Source organism: Actinoplanes utahensis, assembly GCF_016862455.1.
GTDB lineage: Bacteria > Actinomycetota > Actinomycetes > Mycobacteriales > Micromonosporaceae > Actinoplanes > Actinoplanes utahensis.
In genome coordinates, this window is the sequence record NZ_BOMZ01000040.1 from 1 (window position 1) to 11,824 (window position 11,824).

The 11,824-nt window shown below is 72.3% G+C and carries 11 protein-coding genes; 5 read left to right on the top strand and 6 right to left on the bottom strand.

Annotated elements, in window-relative coordinates; genetic code table 11:
- Positions 1-3: 3 nt before the first annotated feature.
- From Aut01nite_RS14460 to Aut01nite_RS14470, 3 genes are read right to left on the bottom strand one after another with little or no spacing between them, the layout of a single operon-like run.
- The gene (locus Aut01nite_RS14460; RefSeq protein ID WP_052163346.1) at positions 4-609 is read right to left on the bottom strand and encodes a hypothetical protein; all 606 of its coding nucleotides are present in this window, start codon (positions 607-609) and stop codon (positions 4-6) included.
- Positions 606-1,355: an ABC transporter permease gene (locus tag Aut01nite_RS14465; protein ID WP_043523417.1), complete on the bottom strand. Its 750-nt coding sequence runs from the start codon at positions 1,353-1,355 to the stop codon at positions 606-608. The genes Aut01nite_RS14460 and Aut01nite_RS14465 overlap by 4 nt, the downstream gene beginning before the upstream one ends.
- On the bottom strand, positions 1,349-2,059 hold the full coding sequence (locus Aut01nite_RS14470; RefSeq protein ID WP_043523418.1) for an ABC transporter ATP-binding protein: 711 nt from the start codon (positions 2,057-2,059) through the stop codon (positions 1,349-1,351). Before Aut01nite_RS14470 ends, Aut01nite_RS14465 begins: the two co-directional genes overlap by 7 nt.
- A 99-nt stretch (positions 2,060-2,158) precedes the next feature.
- On the opposite strand from Aut01nite_RS14470, the gene Aut01nite_RS14475 reads away from it, so the two are divergent.
- Together Aut01nite_RS14475 and Aut01nite_RS14480 are read left to right on the top strand one after the other, a co-directional pair.
- Positions 2,159-3,007: a sensor histidine kinase gene (locus Aut01nite_RS14475; RefSeq protein WP_043523537.1), complete on the top strand. Its 849-nt coding sequence runs from the start codon at positions 2,159-2,161 to the stop codon at positions 3,005-3,007.
- The gene (locus tag Aut01nite_RS14480) at positions 3,004-3,669 is read left to right on the top strand and encodes a response regulator (protein WP_043523419.1); all 666 of its coding nucleotides are present in this window, start codon (positions 3,004-3,006) and stop codon (positions 3,667-3,669) included. Before Aut01nite_RS14475 ends, Aut01nite_RS14480 begins: the two co-directional genes overlap by 4 nt.
- A gap of 6 nt (positions 3,670-3,675) precedes the next feature.
- Here the strand turns inward: Aut01nite_RS14480 and Aut01nite_RS14485 are convergent, their stop codons facing one another.
- Positions 3,676-4,314 (bottom strand): DUF4360 domain-containing protein, encoded by a 639-nt coding sequence (locus Aut01nite_RS14485; protein ID WP_043523420.1) that lies wholly within the window; start codon positions 4,312-4,314, stop codon positions 3,676-3,678.
- A gap of 284 nt (positions 4,315-4,598) precedes the next feature.
- Here Aut01nite_RS14485 and Aut01nite_RS14490 point away from each other — a divergent pair, with 284 nt between their 5' ends.
- The 3 genes from Aut01nite_RS14490 (at position 4,599) to tuf (ending at position 7,077) form a co-directional block, all read left to right on the top strand.
- Entirely contained in the window at positions 4,599-4,955 is a 357-nt protein-coding gene (locus tag Aut01nite_RS14490) for a nuclear transport factor 2 family protein (RefSeq protein ID WP_052163347.1), read from the top strand.
- Positions 4,956-5,026: 71 nt separating this feature from the next.
- A complete protein-coding gene (locus Aut01nite_RS14495) occupies positions 5,027-5,614 on the top strand; it encodes a redoxin domain-containing protein (RefSeq protein WP_043523421.1) in 588 nt (195 codons plus the stop codon).
- 272 nt (positions 5,615-5,886) lie between these two features.
- Entirely contained in the window at positions 5,887-7,077 is a 1,191-nt protein-coding gene (gene tuf, locus Aut01nite_RS14500; RefSeq protein ID WP_043523422.1) for an elongation factor Tu, read from the top strand.
- Between the two features lie 271 nt (positions 7,078-7,348).
- On the opposite strand, the gene Aut01nite_RS14505 is transcribed toward tuf, so the two are convergent.
- Positions 7,349-9,523: an esterase-like activity of phytase family protein gene (locus Aut01nite_RS14505; protein WP_043523423.1), complete on the bottom strand. Its 2,175-nt coding sequence runs from the start codon at positions 9,521-9,523 to the stop codon at positions 7,349-7,351.
- Positions 9,524-9,617: 94 nt separating this feature from the next.
- On the bottom strand, positions 9,618-11,816 hold the full coding sequence (locus Aut01nite_RS14510) for a heavy metal translocating P-type ATPase (protein WP_043523424.1): 2,199 nt from the start codon (positions 11,814-11,816) through the stop codon (positions 9,618-9,620).
- Between the last annotated feature and the right edge of the window lie 8 nt (positions 11,817-11,824).

The window sequence follows — 11,824 nt, forward strand, 5'->3', positions numbered from 1 at the left end:
GTCTCACGCCTCCCGGCGGACCAGCACCACGGCCGCCGCCAGGAGGATCACCGCGGTCCAGGCCGGAGCCGCCGCGTCGTGCTCCGGAAGCCACGGCGCGAGATCCGCGAAGCGCCCCCGGACCATCGGCAGGACCATCCAGTACGCCGTGAGCAGCACCGCCACCGTCCCCACCGGATACCGCACGATCGTGCCCACCCCCGCCGCCAGCAGCGCGTCGAGCACCAGGAACCCGGCGCCGCCCGGCTCCCCGGCCGTGCCCGCCACCACCAGCGCGACCGGGGCGGCCGTCACCGCCAGCGCGACCGCCCGTGCCACCGCCAGCACCGGCCGCCGCGGCACCGCCAGCAGCGTGGTGCGGAACTGGCCACCGCCCTGATGCTCGTGCGTGGCCGCCAGCGCGCCCAGCACCAGAACCCCCATCTGCCCGAACGCCATCGCCGACCCGGCCGGCCCGACGACGCGCACCAGCAGCGTCACCGCCCAGGTCAGCCCCACCGTGATCCACAGCGCCGGCAGCGTGACCAGTTTGAGAACCTCACCGTGCACCGCGTTCGGCCACCCCCGTCGCGGTTCCTCCCGCAGCGGCCGCAGCGCAGTGCCGGTCACGCCTCCCTCCGGTCGAACCGCCAGGCCGCCAGGACCAGGAGGGCGGCCACCCAGGCGGTCATCACGAGACCGGCCCGGACCGGCGGGATCTGGATGTCGCCGGCGCCTATCGATCGCAGGAACATGTACGGCCCCACGATGTCCGGCAGGTAGGCGGCCACCGGCGTCACCTTCGTCAGCAGGTAGGACAGCGAGACGACACCGCTGTTCACGATCAGCAGGGTCAGCGTGACGACGCCGTTGCGGAAGATCAGGGTGATCGCGTACGCCAGGAGGGCGGTCAGCACCAGGTAGAACACCGCCCCGACGGCCCGGGCCGGCTCCGGCGTGGGGATGGCGTCCCCGTACTTCACGGTGACCAGGACCAGGGTCGTGGCCGTGGTGACCGCCCCCTGCACCGCCGCCACCAGCGCCAGCGCGGCCCCCTTGGCGACCAGCAGCGGGCGCCGGCGGGGCATCGCCGCCAGCGTGGTGGTGATCTGCCTGCCGCCCTCCTCGCCGGTGGGCGTGTACTCACTGCTGACCGTCACCACGCCGAGCGTCATCACGCCCAGCACCGCGATCATGAGGCTGTGGAACGCCAGATCGCTCACGTCGCCGTAGGAGCCGTCGGCGATCGCCGCCCGGTTGGGGCCCGCGTTCAGCAGCACCAGGGCCGGCGGCGCCACCAGGCCCATCGCCAGACCGATCCAGGCGGTCCGCAGCCCGAGGAGTTTTCGCAGCTCAGCGTGGAGGAGAGTCACCATGTGACCCCCTCGGTGGCGGTCCGGGCCAGGAACGCGTCCTCGAGCGTCGCGTGCCCGGCGGTCACCTCGGCCACCGTGCCGGCCGCCACCACCCGGCCCTTGTCGATGATCACCACGTCGTCGGCGGTCTCGGCCAGCTCGCCCATCAGGTGACTGGAGAGCAGCACGGTCCGGCCGCCCGCCGCGCTGTCCCGCAGGAACGTGCGCATCCACCGGATCCCGGCCGGGTCCAGACCGTTCACCGGTTCGTCCAGGATCAGCACCCGCGGGTCGCCGAGCAGCGCCGTGGCCAGGCCCAGCCGGCGGCTCATGCCCAGCGAGAACCTCCCGGCCCGCTTGCCCGCCTCGGCGGTCAGCCCGACGATCTCGAGGACCTCGTCGACCCGGGACCGGGCCAGCCCGTTGCTCGCCGCGACCCACCGCAGATGCGCCCGCGCCGACCGGGAACGGTGCGCCCCGCTGCCGTCGAGCAGGGCGCCGGCCACGGTCAGCGGGCGATCCCACGCGGCGTAGGGCCGGCCGTCGATCAGGGCGGTGCCGGCCTGCGGACGGTCCAGGCCCAGCAGCACGCGCAGGGTGGAGGTCTTGCCCGCCCCGTTCGGGCCGAGGAAGCCGGTCACCCGGCCGGGCCGGGCGGTGAATCCCACCTCGTGCAGGATCCGGGCCTTGCCCCGGATCCGGGTGACGCCGTCGATCACAATCATGTCCCCAGTGAACCGGCGGCCGCGACCGGGCACATCGGACCTGGAACCGATCTCCGCGGCGCCGTCTCAGACCTGGGTCCGAGGGATACCGTGGTGCGCGTGTTCGGTTCCCCGCGCCCGGCGTGGCGCAATCGGGCGGCTCCGGTCGTCGCGGTGTTCGCCGTGCTCCTGCTCCTGCTGCTGTGCACGGCCGGCGCCGAGGGCCCGGCCGCCCGGATCGTTCCGCTGGTGTTCGCCGCGGGCGCGGCCGGGACGGCGTCCTGGGCGGTGTGGCGGTGGCGGACCGACCGGGCGGTCTACGAACGGCAGCTCACCGAGTGGGCGGCGACCGAGGCGGTGCTCGGCGAGCGGCTGCGGATCGCCGGTGACCTGCACGATCTGGTGTCGCACGGGCTGGGGCTGATCACCGTGCGCGCGGCGGCCACCCGGCACCTGCCGCAGTCGGCGGAGATCCGGGCGGCGCTCGGCGACATCGAGGAGGCCGGCCGCACCGCGACCGGCGAGCTGCGCCGGATGCTGACCGTGCTGCGCCGGCCGTCGGCGGACGGGCCGCGCACGCCGGCCGAGGACCTGGCGTCGCTGCCGGAGATCGTCCGGGCCGCGGAGCGGACCGGGGTGCGGGCACAGCTGCAGGCGGCCCTGCCCGGCGAGGTGTCGTCGGGTGTGCAGCTGGCGGTCTGCCGCACGGTCCGGGAGGGGCTCGCCAACACGGCCCGGCACGCCGGTCCGGTGCGGGCGCTGGTGCGGGTGCACCGGGACGGGTGCCACGTGGTGGTGAACGTGGCCGACAGCGGCCCCGCCGACGGCTGGCGGCCCACCCCCGGCGCCGGGCACGGGCTGGCCGGGCTGCGGGAGCGGATCGGCAGCCTGGGCGGCACGCTGACGGCCGGCCCGGTGGAGGGCGGCTTCCGGCTGACGGCCCGCATCCCGGACGGGCCACCGCGATGACCGCCGGATGGCGGGTCCTGCTCGTCGACGATCAGCCGCTGCTGCGGCAGAGCCTGGCGATGGTCATCGGGCACGAACCGGATCTGGAGGTCGTCGGTCAGGCGGGGGACGGGGCGGAGGGCATGCTGCTGGCCCGGGCGACCCGGCCCGACGTGGTGCTGATGGACGTGCGGATGCCGCGTCTGGACGGGCTGGAGGCGACCCGGCGGATCTGTGCCGATCCGGTTCTGCGCGGCACCCGGGTGCTGGTGCTCAGCATGTTCGAGCTGGACGAGTACGTGTACGAGGCGCTGCAGGCGGGAGCGTCCGGGTTCCTGCTCAAGGACGCGCCGCCGGAGGACCTGGTGGAGGCGGTGCGCCGGACCGGCCGGGGCGAGTCGCTGTTCGCGCCGTCGATCCTGACCCGGCTGATCGCGCACTACGTGGCGGCGCCCCGGCCGGAGCGCCCGGCCGGGGAACTGCGGCGGCTCACCCCCCGCGAGGTGGAGGTCCTCGCCCTGATCGGGAACGGTCTCGCCAACGATGAGATCGCCGAGGCCCTGAGCGTCTCGGTGAAGACGGTGAAGACGCACATCACCCACCTGCTGGCCAAGCTGTCCGCCCGGGACCGCGCCCAGCTGGTGATCGCCGCCTTCAACGCCGGGCTGGTCCGGCCCCGCTGACCGGGCCTAGTCCTCCGGGCACTTCATCCAGGACAGCCGGTAGATCGTCTCCAGGTTGCCGTCGGAGGAGTCCATGGTGATGAAACTGGTGGTCTGCGGGGGCGACCAGCCACGCATCACCCGCAGTTCCGTGTTGACGTTCAGATAGCGTTTCTCGCCGCACGGCAGGAACGACATCGACTGGATCTCCACCTTGTCGCTGATCTGCCAGTCCTTGTCCATGAATCCCTGGAACTCGTGCCGGCTGCGGGTGGTGTGCGACTCGCCCTGGAAGTAGTAGAACGCTGTCTCGGTCGCCGTCGCCCCTTCTTCCAGGCGGGCGTATCCGCGGTAGTCGGTGCCGGCGACCGCATAGGTGTATCCCTCCGGCACCTGCACGTTCAGGGAGAGTTGACACTGTTTGCGGAAGTCGGTGGATTTCGCCTCCGGTCCGACCTGTGCCACGAATTCGCTGTAGGCGACGGTGAACGCCTTGTTGTCGGGCGACACGCTGACCTCCGCGGTGCCGTCCGGGCAGCCGGAGCCGTTGGCCGACACCACGTCGATGACCATGTGCTCCGGTGGTGGCTCGGCCACCTGCCAGCCTGCGGCCGGCGCGCCGAGGGACGACAGCATCATGGTTCCGGCGGTGAACGCGCTCAGCATCGTGTGCCTCCTGGAAAGTGCTGGGAAAGTGCACGGAATTGCGCCGTCCGGGCAGCCGCGTTCGCGGAAGGGGGCGCTCGATGAGAAACGTAATTGTCGTCCGTCGGAGAGCGCAGAGATAACGCGATGCAAACGCCTGCCGGTGGGGGTCCGGGACCGTTTATTGACCGTCCGGGCGCACCGCGCCCGGCCGTCCGGGCAGATTCTCCGCGATTCCGGCCCGAACCGCATCGATCGATGCTAGGCGTCTCGACAGGCAACCGTGCCGATGCGAACGTGGCTTCATGACTGACATCGATGTCGCGGAAGAGAACAAGAGACGGTTCCTCGACGCCTTCGGCCGCTTCGCGGCCGGCGACGTCGAGGTGCTTCGCGAGATCATCCGGGAGGATTTCGTGTCGCACAGCCCGGGGGCCCCGGCGGGCCGGGACCCCTGGATCGAGTTCATCGTCGCCTCGCCGATCGCCGGGGCGCGGCTGGACATCCGGCACGTCATCGCCGACGCGGAGTTCGTCGTCGCGCACTATGACCTGATCCCGGCGGGCGCGCCGGCGGAGGTGGTCATCGACATCTGGCGGTTCGAGGACGGCCTGATCGTCGAGCACTGGGACGCGAGCCGGCCGCTGGAGAGGGGGAGGTAGGGGGTCCGGCGCATCTATATCCTACCAGTAAGATGGGGTATGCTGGCCGGACCCCGACGACTGGAGACACCATGACGACCGTGCTGGAGACAGCCGGGCAGGACCTGCGCCGTGTCGACGATGCGGCCTTCCGGCAGCTGCTGGACCGCAACGCGATCTGGAAGCGGATGGTCGCCACCGGCGACCGGCTTCCGCTGGTGCCGCTCTACGAGGTCGACCTCGGCCCGGTCCACCTCGACCGGCTGCTCGACACCGGCCCGCTCGTGCTCGTCTTCGTCCGCTACGCCGGGTCGCCGTGGTGCGAGTCGCTGCTGCGGGCCTATTCGGCGGACCTCGAGCCGGCCCTGACCGGCCTCGGCGCCCACCTGGTCGCCGTCAGCCCGCAGGCCCCGCGCCGGCTCGCCGCCGTCAAGCACCGCGACGACCTGCGGATGCTCGTCACCTCGGACCCGCGGCACGTGCTGATCGACGCGCTGCGCATCGGCTTCTCCAGCCCCGGCGCGGACAAGCCGCTGGCCACCGGGCGCTCGGTGCTCCCGTTCGCCACGGTGGTCGTCGCCGACCGTTCCGGCACGGTGCGCTTCACCGACGTCCGTCCCAACTGGCTCGATCAGCTGCCGGCCGGCCGGATCGTCGAAGCGGTTCGCCCGCTCGTCTGACCGCACCCGGAGCCGGAGGCGGATATTCGGTCGCGTACCCGGCCCGCGGGAACTACCGTGCTGGTCATGTTCACGCCCGGTTCGCAGCTGCCGCCCACGGTGGCTCCCGCGTGCGTGCTTCCCGGCGCTGATACCCGAGTCTGACCCTTCCCCACCGGCAGCAGAACCCCGGGGAAGGGTGGCTGTCCCATGCCCGGGTTCTGACACGCCCCGCCTGGCGACGGGTCCGTGTTCCACCATCCCGCCTCGCATCCAGTGAGGACTGACAAACCATGGCCAAGAGCCGGTTCCTTCGTACGAAGCCGCACCTCAACATCGGCACGATGGGTCACGTCGACCACGGCAAGACGACCCTGACCGCCGCGATCACCAAGGTTCTCGCCGACCGCGACCCGGCAACCAACCGGTACGTCGCGTTCGAGGGGATCGACCGGGCGCCGGAGGAGACCGAGCGCGGCATCACCATCACCATCGCCCACGTCGAGTACGAGACCGCCCACCGCCACTACGCCCACGTCGACATGCCCGGCCACGCCGACTACGTGAAGAACATGATCACCGGGGCGGCGCAGGTGGACGGCGCGATCCTCGTGGTGTCGGCGCAGGACGGGTCGATGCCGCAGACCCGCGAGCACGTGCTGCTCGCCCAGCGGGTCGGCGTCCCGCACCTGGTGGTCGCCCTGAACAAGAGCGACATGGCCGACGACCCGGAGCTGCTCGACCTGGTCGAGCTGGAGGTCCGTGAGCTGCTGTCCGCTTACGGTTTCCCCGGCGACGACGTGCCGGTGGTACGGGTCAGCGCGCTCCGGGCCCTCGACGGCGACCCGCGCTGGGTGGACTCGATCATCGAGCTGCTGGACGCCGTCGACGCGTACGTGCCGATCCCGCCGCGGGAGCTGGGCGTGCCGTTCCTGATGCCGATCGAGAACGTGCTGTCCATCTCCGGCCGCGGCACCGTCGTCACCGGCAAGGTGGAGCGGGGCGAGTTGCGCGCCGGCGAGCCGGTCGAGATCGTGGGCCTCGGCCCGACGGTCACGAGCGTCGCCACCGGCCTGGAGACGTTCGGCAAGGTCCTGGAGTCGGCGCAGGCCGGTGACAACGCCGCCGTCCTGCTCCGCGGGGTCAAGCGCGAGCAGGTGCAGCGGGGCCAGGTCCTGGCGGCGCCGTCCAGCGTGCGGCCCCACCGGGTCTTCACGGCGCGGATGTACGCCCTGACGAGCGCCGAGGGCGGCCGGCACACGCCGTTCGCCGCCGACTATCGCCCGCAGTTCTACTTTCACACCACCGACGTGTCCGGCGGTTTCGACCTCGGCGACCGTGACCTGGTCATGCCCGGCGACACCCTGGACACGGTGACGGTGACCCTGGGCCGGCCGGTCGCCCTGGAGGTGGGTCTCGGCTTCGCGGTCCGCGAGGGCAACCGCACGGTCGCGGCCGGCACCGTCACGGCTCTTCCGGACTGACCCGGCGGAGCCAGGCGCCGAGGCCGCGGGCCTGGTCGTCGCGGCCCGCGGCCGTCGCCGGCCCGGTCAGCGTCTCTCGCCACGCCCGGCGGCCACCCGGTCACCGTCGGCGGCCGGGCCGGGCACCGCGGAAACGGTGCCCGGCCCGGCCTGGCCGTGATCGAGGAGGATCACGAGGGGTGAGTTGTCTGTCACGGCGGTCCACGAGGCGTCGAGAGATCGAACGGTACGAACTCGCCGCCAGGGTAGGGGCCGCCTCCGACGGTTTCGGTCAGCGCAGGCCGGGCACGTCGAGGACGATCAGCTCGGTGTCGTCGGCGCGGCCCGGGATGCGGCCGTCGTTGCCCGGGAAGTTGTTGTCGTTGGCGACCAGGACCCGGTTCCCGCCGAGCGGCAGCACGGACTCGACCGACTGCAGCGGGAAGGAGAACAGCTCGCCGACGCCGTACTCGCCGGGGCGGGCCGGGGTGGACACGCCGGACCGGTCGGCGATCCGCATCAGGTCGGCGACGGTGCGCCGGGGCAGCGTCCCGTTCACGGCCTCGTCCAGGTCGGCCACCACGAGACGCTTGACCAGCGAGGTCGGTCCCATGCCGTTGTCGCGCTCGATCAGCAGCAGCCGGTTGCCGTCCAGCATGGCCGCGTCGCCGACCAGCAGCGACGCGTCGTCGGCGAGGAACGTCCAGGTGCGGCCGGTGTACCGGTTGGCGGTCACCGAGAACTCGTAGACGATCCGGCGCCGCTGGTTCGCGTCGTCGGTGCGGGCGCCTTCGAGGATCGGGTAGAGGGTCTTACCGTCGCGGCTGACGGCCATCGCCTCGAAGCCGCGGCTGCCGGGCACGGTCGCGGTCTCGCCGGCGGCCAGGTCGGGCGACTGCGGCGACTTCCCGCCGTCCGGCAGCGGGATCGGCGCCTGCAGCACCTTGCCGGTCCGGTCGGTCTTGATCAGGTACGGCCCGAACTCCTCACCGATCCACAGGTTCCCGCGCGCGTCCCGGGCCAGCGACTCGATGTCGAAGTCGGCCCCGGTGAGCAGCCGCTCCCGGGTGTTCTCGTTGACGATCGCGAACGGCACCTTGCGGTCCGGGTCCCGGAAGCTGATGAACCCGTTGACCCGCACCTGGTGGCGGCGGTAGTCCGGGGTGATGTCGTACGCCCGCAGCAGGAAGTCCGCCGAGTTGTTCTTCGCCCCGAACCCGTTGTCCGGCATGGCCAGCAGCCGGGACCCGCCGGAGGTCAGCGGGATCACCGCCGAGAACCCGGGGATCGGCTGGCCGGGGAACGGCGCGGTGATGCCGTTGACCGGCGCCGTCGACAGCTGGGTTCCGGAGACCGGCCCCGGCTGGTACGCGGTCGCCGGCAGGATCGCCCGGCTCCTCAGCGTCACCTCCGGCCGGATCGTGACCGCGAGGGTGTAGAGCCGGGTGATCTGGGTGGCGCTGCCGTTGTCGTCGGAGATCAGGTGCAGCACCCGGCGGCCACCGGGCAGCGTCCCGCCGAGCGCCGCGCCCTCGATGTTGTCCAGCAGCGGGTTCGGCTGCGGCTGCTTCGCGGTGGCGCCCGACGCCGGGCAGTTCGCGATGTCGGCGATCAGGGTCTTGCCCAGCCAGACCCGCGGGTCGGTGACCGTGGACAGGGACGCGACACCGGTGACGTCGCCGGCGCCGGTCGCCGACACCTGGTAGATCCGCACCGTGTTGCCGGTGCCCGCGGTGAAGCCCCGCTCCACCGCGATCAGCTGGTCCCCGCCGAGCGCCACCAGCTCCACCAGGCCGAGCCCGGCGTCCGTGCGATACGCGTGCTGGGCGGTGCTCCCGCGCTCGTAGCGAAGGATCCGGTTGTTGCCGGCGCCGTCGGTGGACAGCGCGCCCTCCATGCCCGCGTAGATCACCCGGTGATCGGGTGTCGCCGTCAGCGCCTCGAACGTCTGGTTGGTCGCGGCCTCGCCGGCCGGCGCGACCTGGAACCGGGACGGCACCGGCAGCGCGCCGATCTCCCGTCCGTCGGAGAGCCGGAACCGCCGGATCGACGGCTCCCTCTCCGAGCTCGCCAGGATCGTCCGGCCCCCGGCCTCCACGATCAGACCTTCACCATCGAAATCACTTCCGGTGTACGGGGAACCGTCCGCCCGGGTCAACACGGTGACGCCGGTGATCTTCGGTTTCGCCAGGTTCACCGTGTAGACCCTGGCCGGGGTCGTGCCGATGTTGTCCACCAGCGCCAGGCCGCGGTCCCGCCCGGTCACCGCCAGCGCCGACAATCCGGCCACCGGCGTGCCGGCGAACGTCGTCTTGTCGAGCGCGTCGGAGAAGCCCAGCAGGGACGCCTCGGGAGAGCACACCGCGTTCTTGAGGGGTGCGGTCGCGGGTGCAGTCGCGTGGGCCGGGGCCGCCGGAACCAGAAGGAGCGCGGCGGCCGCGGACGCGAGAATCGCTTTGTCAGCCACGTCCCGAGACGATCCGATGCCGGTCCGAACAGGACGTGAACACCGTCCCTGCCCCGGGTATCCGGCTGCCATATGCTCGACTGCCGACCCGGGTTCAGGCCGGTTGGAAACGGCGCAGGCGCAGGCTGTTGGCGACCACGAACACCGACGAGAACGCCATCGCGGCCCCGGCGATCATCGGGTTGAGCAGGCCGGCCGCCGCCAGCGGCAGCGCCGCCACGTTGTAGGCGAACGCCCAGAACAGGTTGCCCTTGATGATGCGCAGCGTACGGCGGGACAGCCGGATCGCGTCCACCGCGGCGGTCAGGTCACCGCGCACCAGGGTCAGATCCGACGCCTCGATCGCCACGTCGGCGCCGGTGCCCATCGCCAGTCCCAGATCGGCCTGCGCCAGGGCGGCCGCGTCGTTCACCCCGTCACCGACCATCGCCACCACCCGGCCGTCCCGCTGCAGCCGCCGCACCTCGGCCACCTTGTCCGCCGGCAGCACCCCGGCGATCACCCGGTCGATGCCGACCTCGGCGGCCACCGCCCGGGCCACGGTCTCGTTGTCGCCGGTCAGCAGCACCGGGGTCAGTCCCAGCCGGCGCAGTCCGGCGACCGCGTCGGCGCTCGTCGGCTTGACCGTGTCGGCGACCGCCAGGACACCACGGGCCGTGCCGTCCCAGCCGGCGACGATCGCGGTCCGGCCGGCCGCCTCCTGCTCGGCGGCGAACCCGCGGATCTCGTCGGAGACCGTGAAACCCTCCCGCTCCAGCAGGGCGATCCGGCCGGCCAGGACGTCGTGGCCGGCTACGGTTCCCCGTACCCCCAGGCCCTCCAGACCGGTGAAACCGCTGACCGGAAGAGGGTCGCCCACCTCGGCGGCGATCGCCTGGGCGATCGGGTGCTCCGACGCCGCCTCCAGCGAACCGGTGAGCCGGAGCAGCAGCTCCTCGCCGCCCTCCGGGAGGACCGCGACCAGCTTCATGTTCCCGCTGGTCACCGTGCCGGTCTTGTCCAGCACGACGGTGTCCACCCGGCGGGTCGACTCCAGCGCCTCCGGCCCCTTGATCAGGATGCCGAGCTGGGCGCCCCGGCCGGTGCCGACCAGCAGCGCGGTCGGCGTGGCCAGGCCGAGGGCACACGGGCAGGCGATGATCAGCACGGCCACGGCAGCCGTGAACGCCGCCGTCCCGCCCGCGCCCGTGCCGAACCACCAGCCCAGCGTGGCCACGGCCAGGGCGATCACGATCGGCACGAACACCCCGGAGATCCGGTCGGCGAGCCGCTGCACCTCCGCCTTGCCCGCCTGTGCCTGCTCGACCAGCCGGGCCATCTGCGCGAGCTGCGTGTCCGCGCCGACCCGGGTGGCCCGCACCACCAGGCGGCCGCCCGCGTTCACCGTCCCGCCGGTCACCGCACCGCCGGGACCGACCTCGACCGGCACGCTCTCCCCGGTCAGCATCGATCGGTCCACCGCCGACGAGCCCTCCTCGACGACGCCGTCGGTGGCGATCTTCTCGCCGGGACGGACCACGAACCGGGCGCCGGGGGCGAGCTGATCGACCGGTACGCGTACCTCCCGGCCGTCGCGCAGCACCGCGACCTCCTTCGCGCCCAGCTCCAACAGCGCCCGCAACGCGTCACCGGCCCGCCGCTTCGACCGGTGCTCGAAATAGCGCCCGGCCAGGAGGAACATGGTCACCCCGGCGGCCGCCTCCAGATAGATCGCGCCGGCCCCGTCGGTGCGGCCGATGTCCAGGCTGAACGGGTGCGTCATCCCCGGCTCCCCGGCGGTGCCGAGGAACAGCGCCCACAACGACCAGCCGAACGCCGCCAGGGTCCCCAGCGACACCAGCGTGTCCATGGTCGCCGCGCCGTGCCGCAGGTTGACGGCCGCCGCCCGGTGGAACGGCCAGCCGCCGTACACCACGACCGGCGCGGCAAGCGTCAGCGACAGCCACTGCCAGTAGGTGAACTGCCAGGCCGGCACCATCGCCAGCACGATCACCGGCACGCTCAGCACGATCGCCGTGATCAGCCGGTCGCGCAGCGGATCCCGTACCGCCGCACGTTCTTGCTCCCGGTCCGGGATCTTCGCGGTGTAGCCGGTCTTCTCGACCGTGGCGATCAGATCCGCGGCGGTGACACCCGGGTCCACGGTGGCCGTCGCCTTCTCGGTCGCGTAGTTGACCGTGGCGCTGACACCGTCCATCCGATTCAGCTTCTTCTCGATCCGGGACGCGCAGGACGCGCACGTCATCCCGCTGATCTCCAGTTCGATCAGCGTGGCAGCGGTCGGCACGCTCATGGCTTCCC

Excerpts from the sequence above, each read along its gene's own strand:
- Aut01nite_RS14465 (WP_043523417.1), bottom strand. The coding sequence starts at position 1,355 with ATGGTGACTCTCCTCCACGCTGAGCTGCGAAAACTCCTCGGGCTGCGG.
- Aut01nite_RS14470 (WP_043523418.1), bottom strand. The coding sequence starts at position 2,059 with ATGATTGTGATCGACGGCGTCACCCGGATCCGGGGCAAGGCCCGGATC.
- Aut01nite_RS14480 (WP_043523419.1), top strand. The coding sequence starts at position 3,004 with ATGACCGCCGGATGGCGGGTCCTGCTCGTCGACGATCAGCCGCTGCTG.
- Aut01nite_RS14485 (WP_043523420.1), bottom strand. The coding sequence starts at position 4,314 with ATGCTGAGCGCGTTCACCGCCGGAACCATGATGCTGTCGTCCCTCGGC.
- Aut01nite_RS14490 (WP_052163347.1), top strand. The coding sequence starts at position 4,599 with ATGACTGACATCGATGTCGCGGAAGAGAACAAGAGACGGTTCCTCGAC.
- Aut01nite_RS14495 (WP_043523421.1), top strand. The coding sequence starts at position 5,027 with ATGACGACCGTGCTGGAGACAGCCGGGCAGGACCTGCGCCGTGTCGAC.
- tuf (WP_043523422.1), top strand. The coding sequence starts at position 5,887 with ATGGCCAAGAGCCGGTTCCTTCGTACGAAGCCGCACCTCAACATCGGC.
- Aut01nite_RS14510 (WP_043523424.1), bottom strand. The coding sequence starts at position 11,816 with ATGAGCGTGCCGACCGCTGCCACGCTGATCGAACTGGAGATCAGCGGG.